Source organism: Bradyrhizobium sp. USDA3010, from assembly GCF_056429065.1.
The window spans coordinates 20,820-44,637 of sequence record NZ_JBWJZD010000044.1 but is presented as its reverse complement, the minus strand read 5'-3'; the positions used below and the strand labels follow the sequence as shown (position 1 = coordinate 44,637).

27 protein-coding genes are annotated in these 23,818 nt (G+C 65.0%); 9 read left to right on the top strand and 18 right to left on the bottom strand.

The genetic code is table 11. The annotated features are described in order from the left end of the window. Window positions 1–166: 166 nt before the first annotated feature. Window positions 167–952 carry a 2-keto-4-pentenoate hydratase gene (locus AC066Y_RS37855; protein WP_478278301.1) on the bottom strand — a complete coding sequence of 262 codons (786 nt, stop codon included), beginning with the start codon at window positions 950–952 and terminating at the stop codon, window positions 167–169. Between the two features lie 117 nt (window positions 953–1,069). Then, entirely contained in the window at window positions 1,070–1,609 is a 540-nt protein-coding gene (locus AC066Y_RS37850; protein ID WP_478278300.1) for a L,D-transpeptidase family protein, read from the bottom strand. A gap of 242 nt (window positions 1,610–1,851) precedes the next feature. Between AC066Y_RS37850 and AC066Y_RS37845 the strand changes: the two genes are divergently transcribed. Together AC066Y_RS37845 and AC066Y_RS37840 are read left to right on the top strand one after the other, a co-directional pair. Then, the gene (locus AC066Y_RS37845) at window positions 1,852–2,538 is read left to right on the top strand and encodes a response regulator transcription factor (protein WP_016841446.1); all 687 of its coding nucleotides are present in this window, start codon (window positions 1,852–1,854) and stop codon (window positions 2,536–2,538) included. Window positions 2,539–2,595: 57 nt separating this feature from the next. After that, a complete protein-coding gene (locus AC066Y_RS37840; RefSeq protein ID WP_176534510.1) occupies window positions 2,596–3,036 on the top strand; it encodes a Crp/Fnr family transcriptional regulator in 441 nt (146 codons plus the stop codon). 158 nt (window positions 3,037–3,194) lie between these two features. Here the strand turns inward: AC066Y_RS37840 and AC066Y_RS37835 are convergent, their stop codons facing one another. From AC066Y_RS37835 to AC066Y_RS37820, 4 genes are all read right to left on the bottom strand, one after another. Beyond that, window positions 3,195–4,010, bottom strand: a complete 816-nt coding sequence (locus tag AC066Y_RS37835; protein WP_478278299.1) for an exodeoxyribonuclease III — start codon at window positions 4,008–4,010, stop codon at window positions 3,195–3,197. A 156-nt stretch (window positions 4,011–4,166) separates the two neighbouring features. After that, window positions 4,167–4,991 carry an outer membrane lipoprotein carrier protein LolA gene (locus AC066Y_RS37830; protein ID WP_478278298.1) on the bottom strand — a complete coding sequence of 275 codons (825 nt, stop codon included), beginning with the start codon at window positions 4,989–4,991 and terminating at the stop codon, window positions 4,167–4,169. A 99-nt stretch (window positions 4,992–5,090) separates the two neighbouring features. Continuing rightward, window positions 5,091–7,565 carry a DNA translocase FtsK gene (locus tag AC066Y_RS37825; RefSeq protein ID WP_478278297.1) on the bottom strand — a complete coding sequence of 825 codons (2,475 nt, stop codon included), beginning with the start codon at window positions 7,563–7,565 and terminating at the stop codon, window positions 5,091–5,093. Between the two features lie 16 nt (window positions 7,566–7,581). Continuing rightward, on the bottom strand, window positions 7,582–8,808 hold the full coding sequence (locus AC066Y_RS37820) for an aminotransferase class I/II-fold pyridoxal phosphate-dependent enzyme (RefSeq protein ID WP_478278296.1): 1,227 nt from the start codon (window positions 8,806–8,808) through the stop codon (window positions 7,582–7,584). A 189-nt stretch (window positions 8,809–8,997) separates the two neighbouring features. Between AC066Y_RS37820 and AC066Y_RS37815 the strand changes: the two genes are divergently transcribed. After that, on the top strand, window positions 8,998–9,471 hold the full coding sequence (locus tag AC066Y_RS37815; protein ID WP_478278295.1) for an NUDIX hydrolase: 474 nt from the start codon (window positions 8,998–9,000) through the stop codon (window positions 9,469–9,471). Window positions 9,472–9,604: 133 nt separating this feature from the next. Next, window positions 9,605–10,378 (top strand): GGDEF domain-containing protein, encoded by a 774-nt coding sequence (locus AC066Y_RS37810; protein WP_478278294.1) that lies wholly within the window; start codon window positions 9,605–9,607, stop codon window positions 10,376–10,378. A gap of 261 nt (window positions 10,379–10,639) precedes the next feature. Here the strand turns inward: AC066Y_RS37810 and AC066Y_RS37805 are convergent, their stop codons facing one another. The 8 genes from AC066Y_RS37805 to AC066Y_RS37770 form a co-directional block, all read right to left on the bottom strand. Next, on the bottom strand, window positions 10,640–11,044 hold the full coding sequence (locus AC066Y_RS37805; RefSeq protein ID WP_244068903.1) for a GFA family protein: 405 nt from the start codon (window positions 11,042–11,044) through the stop codon (window positions 10,640–10,642). Between the two features lie 201 nt (window positions 11,045–11,245). Further along, a complete protein-coding gene (locus tag AC066Y_RS37800) occupies window positions 11,246–12,694 on the bottom strand; it encodes an ammonium transporter (RefSeq protein WP_478278293.1) in 1,449 nt (482 codons plus the stop codon). Window positions 12,695–12,733: 39 nt separating this feature from the next. After that, complete coding sequence (locus tag AC066Y_RS37795) at window positions 12,734–13,072, bottom strand: P-II family nitrogen regulator (protein WP_029080945.1); 339 nt, start codon at window positions 13,070–13,072, stop codon at window positions 12,734–12,736. A gap of 316 nt (window positions 13,073–13,388) precedes the next feature. Then, window positions 13,389–13,991 (bottom strand): ATP-dependent Clp protease proteolytic subunit, encoded by a 603-nt coding sequence (locus AC066Y_RS37790; RefSeq protein ID WP_092121107.1) that lies wholly within the window; start codon window positions 13,989–13,991, stop codon window positions 13,389–13,391. A gap of 56 nt (window positions 13,992–14,047) precedes the next feature. Further along, window positions 14,048–14,401: an SRPBCC family protein gene (locus AC066Y_RS37785; RefSeq protein WP_478278292.1), complete on the bottom strand. Its 354-nt coding sequence runs from the start codon at window positions 14,399–14,401 to the stop codon at window positions 14,048–14,050. Beyond that, window positions 14,398–14,712, bottom strand: a complete 315-nt coding sequence (locus AC066Y_RS37780; RefSeq protein WP_478278291.1) for an ArsR/SmtB family transcription factor — start codon at window positions 14,710–14,712, stop codon at window positions 14,398–14,400. The genes AC066Y_RS37785 and AC066Y_RS37780 overlap by 4 nt, the downstream gene beginning before the upstream one ends. 138 nt (window positions 14,713–14,850) lie before the next feature. Then, complete coding sequence (locus AC066Y_RS37775; protein ID WP_478278290.1) at window positions 14,851–16,167, bottom strand: ammonium transporter; 1,317 nt, start codon at window positions 16,165–16,167, stop codon at window positions 14,851–14,853. A 155-nt stretch (window positions 16,168–16,322) separates the two neighbouring features. Further along, the gene (locus AC066Y_RS37770; RefSeq protein ID WP_092121117.1) at window positions 16,323–16,661 is read right to left on the bottom strand and encodes a P-II family nitrogen regulator; all 339 of its coding nucleotides are present in this window, start codon (window positions 16,659–16,661) and stop codon (window positions 16,323–16,325) included. Window positions 16,662–16,987: 326 nt separating this feature from the next. Between AC066Y_RS37770 and AC066Y_RS37765 the strand changes: the two genes are divergently transcribed. Further along, complete coding sequence (locus AC066Y_RS37765; protein ID WP_478278289.1) at window positions 16,988–17,878, top strand: DUF4339 domain-containing protein; 891 nt, start codon at window positions 16,988–16,990, stop codon at window positions 17,876–17,878. 5 nt (window positions 17,879–17,883) lie between these two features. Here the strand turns inward: AC066Y_RS37765 and tesB are convergent, their stop codons facing one another. Then, complete coding sequence (gene tesB / locus AC066Y_RS37760; protein ID WP_375786069.1) at window positions 17,884–18,747, bottom strand: acyl-CoA thioesterase II; 864 nt, start codon at window positions 18,745–18,747, stop codon at window positions 17,884–17,886. A 215-nt stretch (window positions 18,748–18,962) separates the two neighbouring features. On the opposite strand from tesB, the gene AC066Y_RS37755 reads away from it, so the two are divergent. Beyond that, the gene (locus AC066Y_RS37755) at window positions 18,963–20,183 is read left to right on the top strand and encodes a ubiquinone biosynthesis hydroxylase (protein ID WP_478278288.1); all 1,221 of its coding nucleotides are present in this window, start codon (window positions 18,963–18,965) and stop codon (window positions 20,181–20,183) included. A 102-nt stretch (window positions 20,184–20,285) separates the two neighbouring features. On the opposite strand, the gene AC066Y_RS37750 is transcribed toward AC066Y_RS37755, so the two are convergent. The 3 genes from AC066Y_RS37750 to AC066Y_RS37740 all read right to left on the bottom strand — a co-directional run bounded on the left by AC066Y_RS37750 (window position 20,286) and on the right by AC066Y_RS37740 (window position 22,126). Further along, on the bottom strand, window positions 20,286–21,200 hold the full coding sequence (locus tag AC066Y_RS37750) for an alpha/beta hydrolase family protein (RefSeq protein WP_478278287.1): 915 nt from the start codon (window positions 21,198–21,200) through the stop codon (window positions 20,286–20,288). Window positions 21,201–21,285: 85 nt separating this feature from the next. Next, window positions 21,286–21,483, bottom strand: a complete 198-nt coding sequence (locus tag AC066Y_RS37745) for a Trm112 family protein (protein WP_018269337.1) — start codon at window positions 21,481–21,483, stop codon at window positions 21,286–21,288. A 106-nt stretch (window positions 21,484–21,589) separates the two neighbouring features. Then, window positions 21,590–22,126 (bottom strand): TetR/AcrR family transcriptional regulator, encoded by a 537-nt coding sequence (locus AC066Y_RS37740; protein WP_478278286.1) that lies wholly within the window; start codon window positions 22,124–22,126, stop codon window positions 21,590–21,592. 92 nt (window positions 22,127–22,218) lie between these two features. Here AC066Y_RS37740 and AC066Y_RS37735 point away from each other — a divergent pair, with 92 nt between their 5' ends. Genes AC066Y_RS37735 through AC066Y_RS37725 form a run of 3 tightly spaced genes read left to right on the top strand, consistent with a single transcriptional unit; the run spans window position 22,219 to window position 23,806 of the window. Beyond that, entirely contained in the window at window positions 22,219–22,569 is a 351-nt protein-coding gene (locus tag AC066Y_RS37735) for a hypothetical protein (protein WP_478278285.1), read from the top strand. A gap of 11 nt (window positions 22,570–22,580) precedes the next feature. After that, the gene (locus tag AC066Y_RS37730) at window positions 22,581–23,387 is read left to right on the top strand and encodes a crotonase/enoyl-CoA hydratase family protein (protein ID WP_478278284.1); all 807 of its coding nucleotides are present in this window, start codon (window positions 22,581–22,583) and stop codon (window positions 23,385–23,387) included. Continuing rightward, window positions 23,384–23,806 carry a PaaI family thioesterase gene (locus AC066Y_RS37725; RefSeq protein ID WP_478278283.1) on the top strand — a complete coding sequence of 141 codons (423 nt, stop codon included), beginning with the start codon at window positions 23,384–23,386 and terminating at the stop codon, window positions 23,804–23,806. The genes AC066Y_RS37730 and AC066Y_RS37725 overlap by 4 nt, the downstream gene beginning before the upstream one ends. Window positions 23,807–23,818 lie beyond the last annotated feature (12 nt).

The following is a 23,818-nucleotide window of genomic DNA, read 5'->3' as shown; positions in this document are numbered from 1 at the left end:
GGAAACCATCTTGGCCCAGCGATCAACACGATCGCATCAAACAGGCCGGACATATGGATGACAGCGATCCGACCAAGCCCAGAACGCTCTTGTGCCACGGGGGCCGTCCACATATGGGTCCCTGCTTTCGCAGGGACGACAGCGGTGTGTGCAGCGAGCGCGCAGTTCAATTAAACTTCACCGACACTTTTCCGATCGCGCTGAAATCGGCTGCAAACACATCGCCGGCCTGAATCGGCAGCGGCGGATGGCAGGTGCCGGTGGTGACGACTTCCCCTGCCCGCAAGGTCAGCCCGAGCGCGTGCAGCTCGTTGGCGCACCAGGCGAGTGCCACACGGGGATCGCCGAGCACGTTCTTGCCATGGCCGGTGTAGCGCTCGCCGCGCAGCGTGATGGTCGGGCGCTGCTCGACCAGATCGATCGCGCGCCAGTCGGCTGACGTTGCAGGTCCGAGCACGAACAGATGCGCGCAGGCATTGTCGGCGATCAGCTGCGCCTCGCCGGCCGATGCGAAATCGGCGAAGCGCGAATCCGGAATCTCGATCGCGGGATGCAGCGTGCCGACCGCGTCGAGCACCTCCTGTACGCTGTAGGGCGTGGCGCGCGGCGCGAGATCGCGCGCCATGCGGAAGGCGTATTCCGGTTCGCCGACGCGCATCTCGTTGCCCTTCATCGACGCGGTGCCGCCATCAGCGATCAATGTCTCGGCGAGGATGCGTCCGGCCAACGGACCTGCGACGTTGATGTGCTTTTGGCCGGCCTCGCTGGTCGCCGCGATCTTCCAGCCGAACAGTTTTTCGCGCGATGTCTTTTCCAGCTGAGCCTGCACCGCGTAACCCTCGGCGCGGTCGCGCGGCCGGATGGCGCTGTCGAGCACGGCGAGTTTTGTTCCGGCGTGCCAGTGATCGTGCAGGACTTTTGCAGCGGCGGCGATCTGGTTGTTGTCGAGCATGGTTTTTCGCTTCCCCCGTGAAGCATTCTTGGGAATGTTTTTCTGTTGCGCGCAATCTCAGCACAAACGCGTCGCGCTTGTCGCGTGGGAAAACCGATGCTCAGTTATTCGAGAATTTTACCCGATGATGATTTTGGTCTGCGGCGACATCCGCCGCAGCAGCCGCAGCATCGACGCCTTGGTCATCGAGACGCAGCCCGCGGTCGGCCCGAAATTCGGCCGCGCCAGATGCAGGAACACGGCGCTGCCGCGGCCGGCGATGCGCGGCGCGACGTTGTGGTCGATCTCGACAATGAAGTCGTAGAGGTGATCCTCGCGCGTCAGGCGGTCGCCGCCTTGCTCGCGGTCGAGCCGGATCGGCTGGTTGTAGTGGCGATCGGCGGGGTCCTCGCACCAGGCGTCCTCGCGGCGGATTGGCCGCGCCGGCAGGAAGGTCACCGGACGCCGGTGCCGGTCGGCGCGCCACCAGAGCTGCCGCGGATGGAAGACGCCGCGCGGCGTGCCGCCGTCGCCCTCGCGCTTGTTGGCGAGGATTCCGCCGCGTCCGAGTGCCACGGGAACGGTCCAGCCATCGGCCGTCAGCCAGCCTCGGCGCGGGTCGCCGGCGGCGCTGCGGACCTCGATGGCGGAGAGCGGGCGATCACGTTTCGCTGTCATATAAGTGATTGAAATAGCTGGTCTTCCCTTAAGAATCGTTCAAAACTGAACTTGCCTTGGACGGTTCGATCATTCTATCTCCCGGCATTACAGGACATTCACGTCCTGCCCCGCCGGATTTGAGGTAGACTGCGCTGCCTTGTGAATCGGTAACGATGGCCTACCTGAGCACGTATCTAGCCGATGCTACGGCCATAAGCGCCCCCCGCTTCTGACCGCCCCGCCCCCGAAGGATTGTACCTATGGCCAATGCCCGCAAGATCTTGATCGTGGATGACGATACCGATCTGCGCGATACGCTGGTCGAGCAGCTGTCCCTGCACGAGGAGTTCGAAGCCTCCGCAGTCGACACCGGCGCCAAGGGCGCCACTGCCGCCAAAGCCAATTCTCCCGATCTGGTCTTGATGGATGTCGGCCTGCCCGACACCGACGGCCGCGAAGTGGTGCGCAGCCTGCGCAAGGGCGGCTTCAAGGCCCCGATCATCATGCTGACCGGCCACGACACCGATTCCGACACCATCCTTGGCCTCGAAAGCGGCGCCAACGACTATGTGGCGAAGCCGTTCCGCTTCGCGGTGCTGCTGGCCCGGATCCGGGCGCAACTGCGCCAGCACGAGGCCAGCGAGGACGCGGTGTTCTCGGTCGGCCCCTACTCGTTCCGGCCCGGCTCGAAGATGCTCACCGGCGCCAATGCCAGGAAGGTGCGGCTGACCGAGAAGGAAACCGCGATCCTGCGCTTCCTTTACCGCGCCGGCCAGATGCCGGTGTCGCGCGAGACCCTGCTCCAGGAAGTCTGGGGCTACAATTCCGGCGTCACCACCCACACGCTGGAAACCCACATCTACCGCCTCCGCCAGAAGATCGAGAAGGACGCCGCCAATCCGGAAATCCTGGTGACGGAAGCCGGTGGCTACAAGCTGGTGCCGTGATACGCTTCGCGCTCAACGATTCGTGAAGTCGAGGCGCACCGCGGTTACCGGCCCTGAATGTCGATCGATGATGACGTAGCCCTGCTTGAGCAGGTCCCGACGATGCGTCTGTTGGGCGACAGCTCCTTGCGCATGCTGGCGATCGGCTCCGAGCAACGGGATTTCAACGCAGGCGAGGTGCTGTTCAAGACCGGCGACACGGCCGATGCCGGCTATGTCGTGCAGCGCGGCACGTTCCGGGTCGAGGAAGGCGGCGCCGAGATCATCGCCGGTCCCGGCGCGCTGATCGGCGAGCTCGCGCTGATCGTCGCGATGAAACGGCCCTCGACCGCGACCGCGCTGGAGCGCGGCTCGGTGATCCGCGTCGCGCGCAGCCTGTTCCAGCGCGTGCTGGAAAGCGATCCGGCCGCTGCCCGCCGGCTCCGCGACGAGCTCGCGCTGCGGACGAGCCAGCTGGCCAGCGATATCCTGATAGCGGGCGGGAAGCTGAGCACTTAGTCGCTGTCGTTGCGTCGACAACTCATTGATCCGTCACCCTGAGGAGCGCGCTCTTGCGCGCGTCTCGAAGGGTCGACGGCCACCAGCCGGGCCGATTCATCCTTCGAGGCTCGCTCCGCTCGCGCCTCAGGATCACGGTGCTTAGGCTGACGCCGCGCTTAAAGCTCCATCACCGCCGTGACAGGCACATGATCCGACGGCCGCTCCCAGCTGCGGGCGTCGCGGGTGATCTTGAAGTCGCTGACCTGATCCTTCAGCGCGCGCGAGACCCAGATGTGATCGAGCCGGCGGCCGCGGTCGCCGACGGTCCAGTCCGCCGCGCGATAGCTCCACCAGGTGTAGACCTTTTCCGACATCGGAATCCGCTCGCGCGCGATGTCGAACCATTCGCCATGCGCCTGCGCTGCGAGCAGCTTCTCGGTTTCGACCGGCGTATGCGAGACCACCTTCAACAACTGCTTGTGCGACCACACATCGTTCTCGTGCGGCGCGACGTTGAGGTCGCCGACCAGGATGTGACGGTCGTCGCCGCGCGGATGCAGCGGCTCGCAAGCCTTCATCTCGTCGAGGAATTGCAGCTTGTGCTCGAACTTCGGGTTGAGCGCGGGATCGGGAATGTCGCCGCCGGCCGGCACGTAGAAATTATGCAGCACCAGCGGTTTTGAAAGCTGAGCTTTCTCGCCGAAGGAAACTGAAATGTGCCGCGAGTCGATCTTGTCGCAGAACGTCCGGATGTCGGTCGTCTCGAACGGCAGGCGCGAGACGATGGCGACGCCGTGATAGCCCTTCTGCCCGTTCAGCGCGACGTGCTCATAGCCGAGCCGCTTGAAGCGCTTCAGCGGAAACGCATCGTCGATGCATTTGGTCTCCTGCAGGCACAGCACATCCGGCCGCGCGCTCTTCAGGAATTTGGCGACGATGTCGATGCGCAGGCGCACCGAGTTGATGTTCCAGGTGGTGACGGAGAACCGCATGAGAGGTGCGTCTTAGCACGGTTCTCGGTGCGGGTCGGCGCTTTGTCCACAAGCAAGCGCTTGCAGGATGGGTAGGGCGAAGCGAAACCCATCATCTCAATGCGCGGCACGAAGACGATGGGTTTCGCTGCGCTCTGCCCGCCCTACGCATCTCGATTAGCCCGGCGAAGAACCCGGATAGGTCGTGAAGTCGATCTTGAACAGCCCCGGATCTGGCTTCTGCGTCGCGTCGAGATTGTAGACTGCAACGGTAGTGTCGTAGCCCTGCGGATCGGTGACGGTCCACTGCTTGAGCTTGCCGTCCTTGGCGCCGATCATCAGCAGGAAGCGGCTGGTGCCGACCAGCGCCTGCTTCTCCTCGATCGTGATGCTGACGAACACGTCGTCGGCGGTGACGCTGACGACGTTGGTGTCCTTCATCAGGTCGATGCGGTCCGACAGCAGATAGCGCAGCGGGGTCTGCGACAGCGGATAGATGTCCTGGGTGGCGAGCCTGCGATCGCGCACCGCGACCGACGAGCCGTCGGCGATCACCTCGATGGTGCTCGGATTGTCATATTCGAAGCGCAGCTTGCCGGGCTTCTGGATGTAGAAATCGCCCTTGGTCTTGGTGCCGTCGGGGCCGACCTGGACGAAATTTCCGACCAGCGTCTGCAGCGACGACAGATAGGCCGAGACCTTGGCGGCCTGCGCCTTCTGGTTGGCGTCGAAGGTCTGGAAGATGTTGGCGGGGACGTTGCGGCGCGGATCGGGAATCACCGGGTCCGGCGGTGCCTGGGTGGCGCCTGTTGTGGTCGGGCCCTTGTCCGCATTGCTCTGGGCGCCGGCGTCCTTGGCCCTCGGCGCAGCCTTCGGTCCGGCGTTGGCCACGGATTTCGGCGTCGCCGGCGCATTCTGCGCGGTCGCGCCGCCGGCGATCGCGGCGGTGACGAGAAGAGCCAGCGCAGTGCGCGCGCCGCGGTCAATGAGATGTTTTGCCATCAGATATGTCAGGTCTCTGTTCGACGCTCGTCCCGCTTTGCCGGATTTTATCCCGCCTCTTCCGAGGGAGATATGGTTTTTCCATGATGATCGCCCCGATCAGAACTGGCCTTCTTCCTCCCCGACCAGGATTTCGCGCTTTCCGGCGTGATTCGCCGGGCCGACGATGCCCTCAAGTTCCATCCGCTCCATCAGCGAGGCGGCGCGGTTGTAGCCGATCTGCAGCCGGCGCTGGATGTAGGAGGTCGACGCCTTGCGGTCGCGCTTGACGATCGCAACCGCCTGCGTGAACAGATCGCCGCCGCCGTCGCCGCCCATGCCGGTGGCATCGAACACGGCGCCGTCCTCGTCAGTCGGCTCTTCCGCGGTGACGGCTTCGAGATATTCCGGCTGGCCCTGCGTCTTGAGGTGACGCACCACCTTCTCGACTTCCTCGTCGGACGCGAACGGGCCGTGCACGCGGCTGATGCGGCCGCCGCCCGCCATGTAGAGCATGTCGCCCTGGCCGAGCAGCTGCTCGGCGCCCATCTCGCCGAGAATGGTGCGGCTGTCGATCTTCGACGTCACCTGGAAGGCGATGCGGGTCGGGAAGTTCGCCTTGATCGTGCCGGTGATGACGTCGACCGACGGACGCTGCGTGGCGAGGATCACGTGCAGGCCGGCGGCGCGCGCCATCTGCGCCAGGCGCTGCACCGCGCCTTCGATGTCCTTGCCGGCGACCATCATCAGGTCGGCCATTTCGTCGACGATGATGACGATGTAGGGCAGCGGCTCGAGGTCGAGCTTCTCTTCCTCGTAGATCGCCTTGCCGCTCTCCTTGTCGAAGCCGGTGTGCACGGTGCGCGTCAGCTCTTCGCCCTTGGCCTTGGCTTCGACGAGGCGCGCATTGTAGCCGTCGATGTTGCGCACGCCGAGCTTGGCCATCCGCTTGTAGCGCTCTTCCATCTCGCGCACGGCCCATTTCAGCGCGACCACCGCCTTCTTCGGGTCGGTGACAACGGGCGTCAGCAAATGCGGGATGCCGTCATAGACGGAGAGTTCGAGCATCTTCGGGTCGACCATGATCAGGCGGCACTGATCCGGACGCAGCCGGTAGACCAGGCTCAGGATCATGGTGTTGATCGCGACCGATTTGCCGGAGCCCGTGGTCCCGGCGATCAGCATATGCGGCGTGCGCGCGAGGTCGATGATGACGGGATCACCGCCGATCGTCTTGCCGAGACACAGCGGCAGCTTCGCAACTGAATCGACGCTTTCCTTCGCGACCAGGAGCTCGCGCAGGTAGACCTTCTCGCGATGCGCGTTCGGCAGTTCGATGCCGATCGCATTGCGGCCGGCGACCACCGCGACGCGGGCCGACAGCGCGCTCATCGAACGCGCGATGTCGTCGGACAATCCGATCACGCGCGACGACTTGATGCCGGGCGCGGGCTCCAGCTCGTACAGCGTGACCACCGGGCCCGGGTTGGCCTTGACGATCTCGCCGCGCACGCCGAAATCCTGCAGCACGCCTTCCAGCGAACGCGAATTGGCTTCGAGCTCGGCCTTGCTCAGCGGCTGGCGATCGCTCGCCTTCGGCGCACTGAGCACCGAGACCGACGGCAGCTCGAACTTGTCGGAATTCTTCTTCTTCGGCTTCGGCTCGGCCTTCTTGCGCGGGGCGCGGGCGACGGGAGCTTCCTCCTCGTCATCCTCTGCTTCCTCGTCGTCGAAAGCCTCGGTCTCGTCTTCGTCCTCGTCATGGGCGGGCGCGATCGAGGGCGCCGATCGGCCGCCGCCGATATTGGGCTCCTGGCGCTCGAACGCAGCGGTGCGGCCCTGCGATCCGCTCGAGACCAGCGATTTGTAGGCGGTCGAGAACAGCCAGCCGAGCCGCGCTTTCGCGCTCATCAGCGCGTGGAACAGCCAGCCCAGCGAGACCGAACTGCGGTCGTTGTCTTCGTCCTCGACGAACGGCTCGTCGTCGTCAGAGATCGGCGTCAGCTCCTCGTCCTGCTCCTTGGCGCCCCAACCGCAGGCGAACAGGAAGCTCGCGGCCATCGCGACAAACAGGATCAGGCCGAGCACGACGCGATAGATGAAGCCCGGCGGCCCGAACACGACGGCCGGCGCACGCAGCAGCGCGTCGCCGACCACGCCGCCGAGCCCGGTCGGCAATGGCCAGGACGTATTGTGCGGCCAGCAGCTGGCAAAACCCGCCGCGATCACCGTGCACAGGATCCAGCAGCCGAGCCGCAATGCCTCCCGGTCGAACGGACGATGCGTCAGCATCCGCCAGCCCCACACTGCGACCGGCAGCAGCAGCATGATGGCGCCGAGGCCGAGAATCTGCATCAGCAGGTCGGCGCCGATCGCGCCGGGATAGCCGAGCACGTTGCGGATCGCGCGCGAGGTGGCGTGGCTCAGCGACGGATCCTGCACCGACCAGGTCATCAGCGCAGCGGTGATGGCGCCCGACAGCGCAATCAGGCCGAGCCCGGTGAGTTCGCGCAGCCGCCGCGCCAGCGCTTCGCGCAACGAGAGCGGCAGATGGCCGACCAGGGGGATGACACGTTCGATCGCTGGCATACTCAATCTTCGCGCTTCGCGATTAACCCAGGGTTTCGACCAGGCGGTGCATCGCCTCGGCCGTCGATTCACTGTCGGAGACCAGCGCAAGGCGGATATAGCCCGCGCCCGGATTGGAACCGTCGTTCTGCTCGCGCGCCAGATAGCTGCCGGGAATCACGCGAACGCCGGCGTCGCGATAGAGCCTGACGGTCACCGCCTCGTCGCCGCCGCGGTCAGAGACGTCGAGCCAGACGCAGAAGCCGCCGGCCGGACGCTTGTAGCCGTAGCGGTTGCCGAGGATCTGGTCGGCGAAATCGAACTTGATGCGATAGAGCCTGCGATTTTCCTCGACGTGCGCCTCGTCGCTATAGGCGGCGACCGCGACATGCTGCAGCGGCACCGGCACCTGCGGTGCGGCGACGTTGCGCAGCTCGTGGAATGCAGCGAGGAACTTTCTGTCGCCGGCGGCGAAGCCGACCCGCATGCCCGGCAGGTTGGAGCGTTTCGACAGCGACTGGAACGCGACCACATTGCTGAAGTCGGGACCGGCGCATTCGAGAATGCTGCCCGGCGCCTCGCGGGTGTAGATCTCCGAGTAGCACTCGTCGGAGAGAATCATGAAGCCGAACCGGTCGGCGAGCTCTTTCAGCCGCGCAAAATAGGCGCGCGAGGCGACCGAGCCTTGCGGATTGGCGGGCGAGGCGATGAAGAACGCGACGGTGCGCGCCAGCGTCGCCTCGTCGATCGCATCGAGATCGGGCAGAAAACCGTTGGCGAGCGTGGTCGGCAGATGGATCTGCTCGCAGCCGGCCGCGCGGGCGCCGGCGCCATAGGCCGGATAGAACGGATTCGGCATCAGGATCGCCGGCCGTCCCTTGCGCGCGGCGACATAGCGCGACGCGGTGATGGCGGCAAAGAACAGCCCCTCGCGGCTGCCGTTCAGCACCATCACCTCGCTCTCGGGATCGACCGGCCGCGGCAATTGGAACCGGCTCGATAGCCAGGTCGCGACCGCGCGGCGAAACGGCTCGATGCCCTTGGCGATCGGGTAACGGCCAAACTCGGCGGTGTGCTTGGCCAGCACCGGCCCGACGAACTCGGGCACCGGGTGCTGCGGTTCGCCTAACGACAGCGTAATCAAGGGCTTGGCTGGCTGATAGGGCGCCAGCAGCTCGGTTGTACGCAAGAACGGGGAACGCTCGGCTTGGCCGGCGGATGCGACATCGCCGGCGCCCTGCGCCAAGCCGGATGAGGCGGTCATTGCCATGGTTGAAATGCCAGCACTTTCACTGCGATCGGGGGTGAGGGGAGCCGACCGTAAACCGATCAAATCACCATAGATAGGGCGAGGTTAAGACGCGATTAACCATCGGCGGCGCGGCACGTTTGGCCGGCGCGTGATATCAGCACCCCCCAGAAAACGCATTGAAAAGCCGCATCAAAATTGCACCGAGACATGATCCATCGCCGCGCCGTCAGGGCGCTCATCATCACCGGTGAACGCGAAGTCCTGCTGATCCGGATTCGCCCGCCGCACGGCCACGACTGTTTCTGGATCGCGCCCGGCGGCGGCATCGAGGCCGGCGAGGCGCCGGAAGAAGCGTTGCAACGGGAATTGGCCGAGGAATTGGGGCTGGTCGATTTTCAGCCCGGTCCCGCCGTCTGGCGGCGTCATCACATCTTCAACTGGGGCGGCCGGCGGATCTCCCAGAGGGAAGAATACCGGATCGTCCACACGGATCGATTCGCGCCCGTGATGAGCGACAAGACGGAGGCGAAGGTGCTCGATTGCTTTCGCTGGTGGCCGATCGCCGATCTATCCCGCGCGGAGGAGCGCCTCACGCCGCTGTCGCTGGCCGGCATCCTCGAAAGCTATTTGCGCGACGGCGCGCCAGGCGAGCTGCCGGACGAGGAAGTCCTGATCGACTGACAGCATTGCCGTGCATTCGAGTGATCCGCTTTACCCGCCATTAAGGCCAGCGCGGACGTCACGAGTTCCTTCAGCAATTCGCAACACAGCACGACCGAATGATCTCGCGTATTGCGAGGACGTGCAGACGGACATGGCCATCAGGATCGAGACACACGGCGATGTTCTGCGCCGCACCGGCAAGGTGATGGCGATTGCCGCCGGCATGACCGCGGTGATGTCCTTCACCATCGGCATGCTGGTGTTCGGCCGCGATCTGGCCGCGCCGATCACGGTCGGACAGATGCAGCTGTTCGGGCTCACCGCCGGCGTCTTTATCTCGATCGCGCTCAGCGGCGCGATGTCCTATCGCGCCGGCCTGTTGATGCTGGAGCTCGCACATACCCGCCGCGAGCTGGCCCAGATCTCGCAGACCGACCAGCTGACCGGCCTGTTGAACCGGCGCGGCTTCGACACTGAGGCCGCCGCGGCGCTGGACCGGGCGCAGGCGGACGGCGCGTCGGTGGCGGTCCTGATGTGCGACATCGATCATTTCAAGTCGATCAACGATCGCTACGGCCATGAGATCGGCGACAGAGTGCTGGTCGAGATCGCCGACGTGTTGCGCCAGTTCGCGATCCGGCACGGCGCGCTGGTCGCCCGCTACGGCGGCGAGGAATTCGCAGCCGTGGTGACCGGCCTGAGCCACGAGCAGACCGCGCACGGCGCCGAGGAAATCCGCCGCGATTGCGCGGCGCGGACCATCCTCGACGGCGTGACCCTTCTGCCGGTGACGATCAGCATCGGCTTCACCTTGAAGGACTCCGGCTTCGATCTCGGCAATTTGATGCGAACCGCCGACCAGGCGCTCTACGCCGCCAAGCGCCATGGCCGCGACCGCGTCGAGCACGCGCGCGACGCGGCGTGAGCTTCGCTGCTTTTCGCGCGGCCAAACGAGTGCGAGTTACATGATCCCGTCATGCCCGGCCTTGTGCCGGGCATCCACGTCTTGGTTTCCGTGACGCAAAGACGCGGATGGCCGGGACAAGCCCGGCCATGACGAATCCAATTTGCTTGCACCCGTAGCCCGGATGCAGCGCAGCGAAATCCGGGGCAGTATCGCCCACGTAGACACCGTTCCCGGATTGCGCTGCGCTCCATCCGGGCTGCGCGGTCGCTTTCGTGACGTCTACCGCGCCGGCAGCTTCTCGAACGACGGCTTGCCCTCGGGGAGATGGTGGAAGGTCTGCTTGTCGCAGGTGTAGATCGTCATCTGCGGGGTGAACACGCTGGGGTCGTCGAACGTGCCGACCTTCAGGATCGTGGCGGGCAGGCCCGGCACCTTGGTCACCAGATGGGTGCCGCATTCCGGGCAGAATTCGCGCGTCACGGCGCGTTCGAGGTCCTTCCGGGTGAACTGCTTGGGTTGGCTGGCGGTGTATTTGAAGCCGGTGGTCGGCATCGCCATGAACATGTTCGGTCCGCCGCCCGTGATGTATTGGCATTCGCGGCACAGGCATTGCGCCGCCATCATCGGTTCGCCTTCGGCCTCATAGCGCACGTTGCCGCAATAGCACCTGCCTTGCACCTTCATGACGTCCTCCCGTTTTCTTGTCTGTAGCCTGTTATTCCACGATAGCAGGCAATTCCGACAATATTTTCTCAAGCCGCAGGAAAAAGAAAGGGGCTCCAACTTGCGCTGGAGCCCCTCAACGGTCCGGACATTGCCGGGTATGTGCCCGGACCGTAGTTCTGGGAGCGACCGCTTGGGGAGGTCGCGCCCCGGGAGAACCTCTTACATGTTGTAGGCGCGCTCCGTGTGCTCGGTGATGTCGAGGCCTTCACGCTCGGTCTCGACGTTGGCACGCAGGCCGACGATCACGTCCACGATCTTGTAGAGGATCGCAGAGCCGATGCCCGACCACACCAGCGTGGTGGCGACGCCCCAGCACTGCGAGGTCATCTGCGCCACGAAGTCGTAATCGGCAACCTTCGGCGGGATCGCGGTGTAGTCGATGATACCGGCACCACCGAGCGCCGGGTTGACCAGGATGCCAGTGCCGAGCGCGCCGATGATGCCGCCGACGCAGTGGACGCCGAACACATCGAGCGAGTCGTCATAGCCGAGCGCGTTCTTCACGACCGTGCAGAAGAACAGGCAGACCACGCCGACCACGAGGCCGAGCACGATGGCACCCATCGGACCGGCGTAACCGGCCGCGGGCGTCACCGCGACGAGGCCCGCGACCGCGCCCGAGAGCGCGCCGAGCAGCGAGGGATGGCCCTTGATGATCCATTCCGCGAACATCCAGGCCAGCGCCGCCGCGGCCGTGGCCACGAAGGAGTTGGTCATGGCGAGCGCAGCGCCGCCATTGGCTTCGAGGTTCGAACCAGCGTTGAAGCCGAACCAGCCGACCCAAAGCAGCGAGGCGCCGATCATGGTCATGGTCAGCGAGTGCGGAGCCATCAGATCCTTGCCGTAGCCGGTGCGCTTGCCGATCAGCAGCGCGCCGACGAGGCCGGCGATGCCCGCGTTGATGTGCACGACGGTGCCGCCGGCGAAGTCGATCGCACCCTTCTTGAAGATCCAGCCGGCGTCGGCGTTGATCGCGTCGAGGGCGGCCTGCGCCTTCGTCTTGGCATCGCCGTCAGCCGCGGCGGCGAGCGCCTTGGCAGCATCCTGGATCGCGTCCGGGCCCGGCCAGTACCAGACCATGTGCGCGATCGGGAAGTAGATCACGGTGACCCAGATCGGGATGAACAGCGCGATCGCCGCGAACTTCATGCGCTCGGCAAAGGCGCCGACGATGAGGGCCGGCGTGATCGCCGCGAAGGTCATCTGGAAGCACACATAGACGAGCTCCGAGATGTTGGCGTCGACCGAGAAGGTCGCAGCCTTGGAGTCCGGCGTGACGCCCATCAGGAAGGCCTTGGAGAAGCCGCCGATGAAGTCGGAGCCGCCGGTGAAGGCGAGGCTGTAGCCGTAGAGGGCCCAGAGCACGGTGACGATGCAGACGGTGTAGAACACCTGCGCCAGCACCGAGAGCATGTTCTTGGAGCGGACGAGACCGCCATAGAACAGCGCGAGGCCCGGGATGGTCATCAACAGCACCAGCACCGTCGATGTCAGCATCCAGGCGTTGTCGCCCTTGTTGACGGTTGGCTCGGCGTAGGCGGCGGTCGCGGCAAACAGGCCGATTGCGAGGGCCGCCAAACCCGCGCCATAGGGACGCTTGAACGTCATGTTATTTCACTCCTGAGGTCTTAAAGGTTGAGCGCGAAGTCAGAGGGCCGCGGCGTCGGCCTCGCCGGTGCGGATGCGCACGGCGTGCTCGAGGCTGATGACGAAGATCTTGCCGTCGCCGATCTGACCGGTCTTGGCGGCGGAGGTGATGGCGTCGATGGTCTTGTCGACCTGATCGGAGGCGACTGCGACCTCGATCTTGATCTTGGGCAGGAAGCTCACCGCATATTCGGCGCCGCGATAGATTTCCGTGTGGCCCTTCTGACGGCCGTACCCCTTGACTTCCGTCACCGTGAGACCGTGAACGCCAATGGCGGTCAGGGCGTCACGGACCTCTTCCAGCTTGAATGGCTTAATGATCGCCATAACAATTTTCATGAGTCCTATCCCCGCTTGGGCCCGGTGCGAACGAACACCGGGAGTTTCGACTGAGGTTCACCACGCGGAAGACATCCACTACGCGGGCACAGCCGGGACCCTTAGAATCAAATGCCGTGCCAAACGGCTCGGGTTCGCTAATGGATTATGAATCCGGACCTTTTCCCGCGTTGCGGGAGCCAGCTGCGGCTGCGCCATTCCGTCGCGCCTAAAATCTAATCATATTGGCCTAATTCGTGAGCAAGCCAGGGTCTGGACACAATTCTGCTCAGTCGCGGTGCAGGTGACGGTATCTAGATAAGGAAGTGCCGGGCCATTAGGCGGCGTCGCGTGCTGCAAAAACCCTGTCGATCAGTCCCCATTCGAGCGCCTGCTCCGCTGACATGAAGTGATCGCGGTCCAAGGTCCGTTCCACGTCCGCCTCGGTGCGCCGGCAGTGCTGCGCATAAAGCCGGATGATGCGCCGCTTGGTCGCCTGCATCTCGGCGGCATGGATCTGGATGTCGGACGCCTGGCCCTGGAAGCCGCCGAGCGGCTGGTGCACGTGCAGGCTGGCATTCGGGAGCGCCGCGCGGTGACCGGGCTCGCCGGCCATCAGCAGGAACGACCCCATCGAGCGCGCGGTGCCCATGCACAGCGTGTGCACCGGCGCCTTGATGAACTGCATGGTGTCGTACATCGCAAGCCCGCTGGTGACCACGCCACCATAGGAGTTGATGTAGAGGTTGATCGGCTTGTTCGGGTTGTCGGCCTCGAGGAACAAGAGCTGCGCGCAGACGAGCCCGGACATCGCATCATTGACCTCGCCGTTGAGGAAGATGATGCGTTCGCGCAGCAGCCTGGAATAGATGTCAAAGGACCGCTCGCCGCGGGACGACTGCTCGACGACCATCGGGACGAGTTGCATCATGTCGCGCATCGGCGACCTCCCATTTCAGCAGGTGATGAAGTTTCAGCGGATGATGAAGTCTGCGATCAGGCCGCGCGCATCAGCGCGCGGCTGTTGCTGTTGGCCGCTTGCGGCGGGTTTGCGCGCTGGTCGCAGGCTTCCTGGATGATGCGAAACCGGGTGCCGCCGGCCTCGTTCGGCTCGATCCGGAAGGTGACGTGACTCTCGCGAAACGGCGGCTCGGAATCGCGGAGCCGGTAACGCACCTCTTCGCCCGTGATCGATGATAGGGGTTCAGCGCCCGCGAGATCACAATCCGGAAGCCAGCGTTCACGCAGGGCTGGAATGGTGACGGCGCGCCATACTTTGTCAGGCGGTGCGTCGAGCTCGTACTCGATCACCAAGGCTGCATCGGCGTCAGGCTCAACCGTGTCGCTCATTGATCCATGTCCTTCAAGAGGTCGGAGAGCGCTTCGATGCGCTTCGGCCAAAAGGCGCGGTAGCGGGCGAGCCAGGTCCCGATGCTGGCGATCCCGTCCGGGTCGACTTCATAATTCACGAAGCGGCCCTGCCGCTGCTCGCGCACCAGTCCAGCCGCGCGCAGCACGGCCAGATGCTGCGACATCGCCGGCTGGCTGATTTCCAATCCGTCGCGCAAGGCGCTGGCATTCAGGCTGCCGCCGGCCAGCTTCTCAAAGACCCTGCGGCGGGTCGGATCGGCCAGTGCCTTGAAGATATCGGTATCGACCATGCCGACACATAAGCATACGCTTATGTGACGTGCAAGCGTGAACTCTGCGCGCGCCGTGCGGGGTGAGATCGCGCCCGGTCCCTTTGCATGGGGTTGTTTTGCGAGTTTGCCCTCGCTGCGCCCCCATGACCTCGGCCGCTACTGCAGCGCCTCGCCGTGCTGCGAGATGTCGAGGCCCTCCAGCTCCTGCTGCATCGAGACCCGCAAGGGGACGAAGGCCGAGACCAGCTTGAGCAGCACGAAAGTGACGCCGCCGCACCAGAGCGCTGTAACGACGACGCCGTAGAGCTGGATCAGCAGCTGCTGCGGATTGCCTTCGAGCAGGCCGGAGGTGCCGCCGATCGCCGCGGTGGCGAAAACGCCCGCGAGCAGCGTGCCGGTCAGGCCGCCGATGCCGTGCACGCCGAACACGTCGAGCGAGTCGTCGTACTGGAAGCGATGCTTCAGCCAGGTGCAGGCCCAGAAGCAGACGAGGCCGGCAATGATGCCGATGATGATGCCGTGCCACGGCGCGACGAAACCGGATGCCGGGGTGATGGTGCCGAGCCCTGCGACCGCGCCCGAGATCATGCCGAGCACCGACGGCTTGCGGCGCGTCGCCCATTCGATCGCGCCCCAGGTCAGCGCGCCGGCGCAGGCCGCAAGATGGGTGGCGGTGATCGCCATCACCGCGCGCGAATTGGCCGCCAGCGCCGAGCCGCCGTTGAAGCCGAACCAGCCGACCCAGAGCAGGCCGGTGCCGACCACGGCGAGCGACAGGTCGAACGGCGACAGATTCTCGCTGCCATAGCCGTGCCGGTTGCCCATCACCTTGGCCGCGACCAGGCCGCTGATGCCGGCGGACAGATGCACGACGAGGCCGCCGGCGAAGTCCATCACGCCCATCGAGGCGAGGAAGCCGCCGCCCCACACCCAATGCGCCAGCGGCACATAGGCGAAGATGAACCAGCCGATCGAGAACAGCACATAGGCGGAGAACCGCATGCGGTCGGCGACCGAGCCGGCAACCAGCGCCACCGTGATGATCGCAAACGTCATCTGGTACAGCATGAACAGCGCTTCCGGGATGGTCTTTGCCGCCGGATTGACGCTGTCCATCGTGATGCCTGCGAGGAACCAGCTGTCGAGCGAGCCGAGCCACGGGCCGTTGCCGACGAAGGTCAGCGAATAGCCGAAGATGACCCACAGGATCGAAATGATCGCAACGGCCGTGAGGCTCTGCGCCATCGTCGCCAGCACGTTCTTCTTGCGCACCATGCCGGAGTAGAACAGCGCGAGCCCCGGGATCGTCATCATCAGCACTAGCGCGGTGGCCACCATCATCCAGGCGGTGTCGGCGGCGTTGATGCCGGAAGCGCTGGAGTCTTGCGCTGACGCCGGCGTACCCCACGAGAGCAGGATTGCAGCAGTGATCGGCGCAGCTGATATCGCTGCACGAAGAGCTCGTGCCCCCATCATCATTCCCCGGCGTGTCGTCGTTTCTTGATGTGGATTTCGGCGTGCACCGGCGTCGTTGCCGGCGATGATCTCGAACTTTTCTTGAGCATGATCCTTTCGGAAGACCGGCTTCCACTTTTCCGGATCATGCTCCAAGGCTCATGCTTCAAGGCTCAGAGCGCGTCGTTGTCGGTCTCGCCGGTGCGGATGCGCAGTGCGTGGTCGATCGGCGTTACGAAGATCTTGCCGTCGCCGATCTGGCCGGTGCGGGCGTGCTCGGTGATGACGCTGACCGCCTTGTCGGCGAGCGCGGTGTCGACGGCGATCTCGATCCTGAGCTTGGGCAGGAAATTCACCACATATTCGGCGCCGCGATAGATCTCGGTGTGGCCCTTCTGGCGGCCATAGCCCTTCACCTCGGTCACCGTCATGCCGTGAACGCCGATCGCGGTCAGGGCCTGGCGTACCTCATCGAGCTTGAACGGTTTGATGATCGCGACGACGAGTTTCATGGTTCAAGCCTTCATTTCCTTGAGGTTTTCCGTGTGCGCCCATCCCCGGAGCGGCACTTGCCGTCTCCGGAGCGGCACTTGCCATCTCCGAGCCTGCACGTCCCGCCACCGGAGCGGCAATTTGCCGTCCGCCAAATCTGGCAGCTTTCTGGGCAAATGGCATAAAAAAGTTGCAGGTTGAAGGGGAAAACGTGCGCAGCGCGTGAACTCCGTCACTGTACGGGACGACAACCGTCGGCCAGAATATGGCTTTCCCGCCCCGGTCAGCGCTCCCGCTGGCTCATTCTCGCCACAGCGCGTGCGCCCGCGCCCCGAGGAACAATAAAATGTCGAATCGAAACTGGTTTTATGCATCTGAAGGCCAGCAAAAGGGCCCCCTGCCTGAAGCTCAGCTCCGCGACCTGATCACCCGTGGCATGGTGGGCGCCGATACCCTGGTGTGGACCGAGGGCATGGCCGGCTGGCAGAAGGCCGGGGAGATTCCTGGCCTTGTTCCGAGCGCGGGGGCGCCGCCGGCGTTTCCGCAGGCCGGCGGACCGCCGCCGGTGGCCGCATCGGCAAGCTATAGCGGCGGCGCGCTGTCCGCCGACTTCCCGATCTGGGGCCTGTTCGGACGCAGCTTGCTGATGTTCATCGGCCAGATTTTCGTCATCCCCGCGCCGTGGACCGCGACCGGCCTATATCGCTTCGCGATTCCCTATATCCGCGTGCCGGGCCGGCCGCATCTCGGCTTCACCGGGCAGCCGCTCGACATCTGGTACGTCTTCATCGTGCTCGGTCTTCTGACCTATGCCGGAGCGGCCAACAGCAACATCGTCACGCTGCTCTCGCTGCTGCTGCAGGGCTTCCTGAGCTGGATGATCGTTCGCTGGATCTTCGGCCGCCTCAGCTCGAGCGGCCAGGAGCTGCCGATCTCGTTCAACGGCAGTCCGGCGGTCTATGTCGGCTGGTACGTGCTGATGGTGATCGCGGCCATCACCATCATCGGCTGGGCCTGGGTGATGACGGCGTGGTTGCGTTGGATCTGCCGCAACGTCGAAGGTACGCGCCGCGAGGTCACCTTCAATGCCTCGGGCCTCGAGGTGCTGTGGCGAACCATCGTGTTCTCGGTCGGCTGCGCTTTCCTGATCCCGATTCCGTGGGTGCTGCGCTGGTACGCCAACTGGTTCATCTCGCAATTCGCGCTGACCGAGCGCGGCGCCTACGCCAACGGCTAAAGCGATTACGCCTTGCGTTCGCGCACCGAACCTTCTTGCGCGACGGACGCCACCAGCGTGCCGTCGGGCTTGAAGATCTGGCCGCGGGTCAGGCCGCGGCCTGATTGCGCGCTCGGCGAATCCTGCGCGTAGAGCAGCCATTCGTCGGCGCGGAACGGGCGGTGAAACCACATCGCGTGATCGAGGCTCGCCGGCATCATGCGCCGGTCGAACAGCGTGCGGCCGTAGCGCGCCATGACCGCGTCGAGCAGCGAGAAATCCGACGCATAGGCGAGCGCGCACAAATGCAGCGCCGGATCGTCGGGCAATTTCGCCGCGGTGCGGATCCAGACATGGATGCGGCCATCCTCGATCTGCTGGCCGAAATAGCGGCCGAGCTCGACCGGGCGCAGCTCGATCGGCCGGTCGCTCTCATAGTAGCGGCGGATGAACACCGGCATTTCCTTGAACATCGGCTGCTTCGACACTTCCTCCGCGGTCAGCTTCTCCGGCGGCGGCACGTCGGGCATCTTCTCCTGATGATTGAAGTTGCTCTCTTCCTCGGCGTGGAACGAGACCATGATGGAGAAGATCGCGTTGCCGTGCTGGATCGCGGTGACGCGGCGGGTAGTGTAGCTCTTGCCGTCGCGCAGCCGCTCGACCTGGTAGATGATCGGGATCTGCGGATCGCCCGGCAGGATGAAATAGCAATGGATCGAGTGCGGCAGCCGGCCCTCGACGGTGCGGCAGGCCGCGACCATCGCCTGGCCGATCACCTGGCCGCCGAACACGCGCTGCCAGCTGGTCTTCGGGCTGTTGCCGCGGAACAAATTCACCTCGAGCTGCTCGAGATCGAGGATGGATAACAGGTCGATCAGGCTCTTGGACATGGGTGGTGCTCTCTTTCGTCATTCCGGGGCTCGCGAAGCGAGAGCCCGGAATCCATTCGTCCACGGAACATGCGGCTTGATGGATTCCGGGTTCTCGCTGCGCGAGCCCCGGAATGACGACCGTTGGATTTGGCCTTGTTTCTGTCCCCTGTTTCGCCCAGCTATTATCAGGTAGCAAGCACAGTCTGAGAGCGCGGGGCGCGTAAAGGAACGGCATGCCGGCACAGCGAAGTATTGTCATCTGCGGGGGCGCTTTTGCGGGTCTGGCGCTGGCCGTGGCGTTGCGCCAGGGGCTGGGCCCGGACATTCCGGTCATCGTGGCCGATCCGGCGCTGAGCCAGCGCCCGAGCCGCGATCCGCGCGCGACCGCGATCGTGGCCGCCTGCCGGCGGCTGTTCGAGACCCTCGGCGTCTGGGGGCAGGTGGCGCCGACGGCGCAGCCGATCACGGACATGGTCGTGACCGACTCCAAGCTGGAGGACGCGACGCGTCCGGTGTTCCTGACCTTCGCCGGCAATGTCGAGCCCGGCGAGCCGTTCGCCCATATGGTCGAGAACCGCTATCTGATCGATGCGCTGGCGACCCGCGCCGAGGCCGAGGGCGTCGAGCTGCGTGCCACCGCGGTGTCGAGTTTCGACTCGCGGCCCGACGGCGTCAGCGTCCGGCTGGCCGACGGCACCGAGATCGATGCGAGCCTGCTGGTCGCCGCCGACGGCGCGCGCTCGAAACTGCGCGAGCGCGCCGGGATTGCCACCCACGGCTGGGATTATGACCAATCCGGCATCGTGGTCACCGTCGGGCATGAGCGCGAACATCACGGCCGCGCCGAGGAGCATTTCCTGCCCGCCGGTCCGTTCGCGATCCTGCCGCTGACCGGCAATCGCTCGTCGCTGGTGTGGACCGAGACGCGCAAGGAAGCCGCGCGCATCACGGCGCTGAGCGAGTCGGAATTCCACGCCGAGCTCGAGCAGCGTTTTGGTTTGCACCTCGGTGAGATCAAGGCGCTCGACAAGCCGCGCGCATTCCCGCTCGGCTATTTCGTCGCGCGCTCGTTCATTGCCGAACGGCTGGCGCTGATTGGCGACGCCGCGCATGTGATCCATCCGATCGCAGGACAAGGGCTCAACATGGGCCTGAAGGATGTCGCTGCACTTGCCGAGGTGGTCGTCGATGCGGCGCGGCTGGGCATGGATCTCGGACAGGCCGACGTGCTCGAGCGCTATCAGCGGTGGCGGCGCTTCGACACGATGGCGATGGGGGTTGCGACCAACTCGCTGAACTTCCTGTTCTCCAACGAATCGACGCTGCTGCGCACCGTACGCGACATCGGATTGGGCCTCGTCGATCGCGCGCCGCCGCTGAAGAGCATGTTCATCCGCCAGGCGGCGGGATTGTCGGGCGAAGTGCCGCGGCTGCTGAAGGGCGAAGCGCTGTAGGCTTGCTCGGTGCCGTAGCCCGGATGCAGCGAAGCGAAATCCGGGAGCAATCTCTCCACGGGTGGATCGGCCCCGGATTGCGCTGCGCTTCATCCGCATCCACTATTTCTGCGAAATGAAGCCCGCCACCGCGTCGATCAGGTCGGGATCGAGCGACCGCTCCGGCTCGTTGTAGCTTGCCATGTCGTCCGCCGCGTCGGTGACGTCGACCAGCAGGTGATTCATGTCCGGCAGCCACAATGATTTGGCTGCGACGTCGGCGGTGGTGAGCGCGAGAAAGTCGAGCCGCGCCAGCTGATGGTCGCGGCCGCCCGCGACGATCAGGACAGGCGCTGTGATCTTCTTCATCGGATCGATCGGATCCTCGGTGAAGGCTGATGTGATGGCGGGCTGCATCGCAGGCGCGATCGCCAGGCCCGCGGGCGGCGGGTTGACAATCTGCCCGGCCATGATGTCGTCGATGGCCTTTCCGATCGGGGCGAATTTGTCCGGCGGCAGCTGCTTTTCGAGCTGCGCCTTCAACAGGTCGCCCTGCTTGCGCGCCGCCGTTGCCAGCAGCACCAGCCGGTCGATCGGCACGCGCTGTGCGGCGAGGATCGCGACCAGCCCGCCCTCGCTGTGCCCGACCACCGCAACATGGGCGAACCTGCCGCCGCCGCGCAGATACTCGATCAGTGCCGCCGCATCGCCGACATAGTCCTTGAAGCGAAAGTCCTCCGGACGGCCGAACTCCTTCTTCCATTCGCCGGCGCCGCGCTTGTCGTAGCGCAGCGTCGCGATGCCGCGTGCGACCAGCTGCTGGGAGAGCTTCTTCAATGTCGCCGGCTTGAGCTGCGGCCCGTTGCCGTCATGATCGGTCGAGCCGGAGCCGGCGATCAGCAGCGCCACCGGCGGTTTTGCGATGTCGGGCGGCACCGTCAGCACCGCGTCAATGGCGCCGATGCGCAGCCAGCTCTCGTCGGCTGTCGCGCTCGCCACCGAGACGAGCAGCAGCAGCCATGTGACGAGGGCGCGCATGTGGTCCTCTTATTGGAGCATGATCTCAGCGCAAACGCTTGCGTTTGTCGCGGGAAAACCACCTCACACTTTTCCGGATCATGCTCTAGTCGATCTTGCGCGCCTCTTCCGGCAGCATGATCGGGATGCCGTCGCGGATCGGATAGGCGAGCTTTGCGGAGCGCGAGATCAGCTCCTGCCGCGCGGCGTCGAATTCCAGCGGTCCCTTGGTGATCGGGCACACCAGGATTTCGAGCAGTTTTGGGTCGGCGGTGCTTTCGAGGTGGTCGGTCGTCGAATTCATTGATGTCTCCGACTGGAGCGTTTTCGAGCGAAGTGGGCAGCGGTTCGCGTGAAGAAAACGCGTCAGAACAAACTGGCCGTCGTGTAGCACATTCCCGTGTCAGCTGTCAGTGCTTGGTCATCCGCAACAGCTCGTCGATTGCGGCCTGCTGACGCGGCTTCGGCAGCGTCTGCTCGGACAGCGCGTAGCCGATGAACGCCCAATAGAAGATCTGCGCCCGGCCGCGCGCCACGCCGTCGGGGAATCCAGCGTGCCGGAGCAGGGTTTCGATATAGCCGATCCGGCGCTGGTCGACCTCGAGCACGGCGGCGCGCGCCGCGGCATCGGCGGTGGCCCAGCTGCGTACCGCGCGTTCGAGTGCCATTCGCGCCGAGAAGGTCCGGCGCAGCAGCAGCGCCAGGGCATCGCCGCCTTCCGGAACGGTCTCGAGTTCGGCGATCACCTGCTCGGCGGCAACCTCGCGCCAATGGTCGAGGATTGCGGTCCGGTAGGCGCCGATGTCGGCGAAATGCCAGTAGAAGCTGCCGCGCGAGACCCCCATGGCCTTGGCCAGCGGCTCGGCCTTGAGCGCCGTGAAGCCGTGCTTCGCCAGCGTCTTCAGGCCCTGATCGAGCCAGTCCTTGACCGAGAGCTGTTCCGTCATGGTTCCCCGTCCGCGCCCGACCATACACAAGTGTATTGACAGGCGCCAGCCGGCGGTGTCCTATCCATACAGTACTGTATGGAGGAGTCGCGATGCGTGACCTTCTGCTGCAAGGCGCCGGAATCATCGCCATCCTGGTCAGCCTGATCCATGGCGTTCTCGGCGAGACTAAAGTGTTCGCACGCGCCACCGTCGAACCAGCACGGCTGCGTCTCTTGCTTCGTCTGGTCTATCAGGCCGGCACGGTCGCCTGGATCGGCGGCGGCGTGCTGCTGGTCGCCGCGCCGGCGATGGCCTCCGATGCCGCGCGGCACTGGATCGTGGCAACGCTCGCCATTGTGTTCGGCAGCGCCGCGCTCGCCAATGCAGTCGCGACGCGTGGCCGGCATTTCGGCTGGATGGCGATGAGCGCCGTCGTGGCGCTCGCCGCCGCCGGCTACTAGCAGGCGCGATCATGACGACTGATCGCATCAGCCTGCGCATCGCCAATGGCGTGGCCGACATCCGGCTCGACCGTCCGGACAAGCTCAATGCGCTCGATCCGGCGATGTTCACCGCAGTCGCCGACATCGGCGCGCAGCTCAAGGACAACCCGAAGGTCCGCGCCGTGGTGTTGTCGGGCGAAGGCCAGGCGTTCTGCGCCGGCCTCGATGTCGAACGTCTGGTCGCAACGACGGAAGGCGAATCCATCCTGCCTTTTGTCGATCTTAGGCAGCGCACCCACGGCATCGCCAACTTCGCGCAGCATCTGGTGTGGCTCTGGCGCGAGTTGCCGGTGCCGGTGATTGCCGCCGTCCACGGCATCGCGTTCGGCGGCGGCTTTCAGCTGATGCTCGGTGCCGACATCAGATATCTTGCGCCAGCCACGCGTCTTGCCATCATCGAAGCCAAATGGGGGCTGGTGCCCGACATGGCCGGAACGCAGCTGATGCGTCATATCGCGCGCGAGGACGTGATCCGCGAATTGACCTACACCGCGCGCGTCTTCTCTGCGGAGGAAGCGCTTGGTTACGGCTTCGCGACCCGGATCGTCGACGAGCCGCGCGACGCTGCACTGGAGACGGCGCGCGCGATCGCGGACCGCAGCCCGGACGCGATCCGCGCCGCCAAGCGGCTGCTCAATCTTGCAGCCGATCGCGATGCGGCGACCGGGCTCGCGGCTGAAACGGCCGAGCAGGCGCTTCTGCTTGGGACGCCCAATCACATCGAAGCGGTCAAGGCGAATCTCGAGCGACGACCGCCGCAATGGAGTTTTGCATGACCACTGGAGCGGGATTCGATCTGGAGCGTCTGATTGCAACCAATGCGTCGGCGGCATTCAACCGGCTTGTCGGCCTCGAGGTGGTTTCCGCCGGCGCCGGCGCGGTGGAGCTGCGGATGCCCTGGCGCGATGATCTGACCCAATATGCAGGCCACCTGCATGCGGGCATGATCGCGGCCCTGCTCGACACCGCCTGCGGCTTTGCCGCGGCGTCGCTCGTGGGTTCCGTCACTGGATCGCACTTCTCGATGAATTGCCTGAAGCCCGCGGTGGGCCGCTGTTTCATCGCCAAAGGCGTCACGTTGCGCGCCGGGCGCCGACAGGTGTTCGCGCGCGCCGAGCTGTTCGCGGAGAACGAACGGGGTGAGGCATCGCTGGTCGCAACCGGCGAAACCGTCCTGGTTCCGCTCGAGGGCTGAAGACGCGCGATC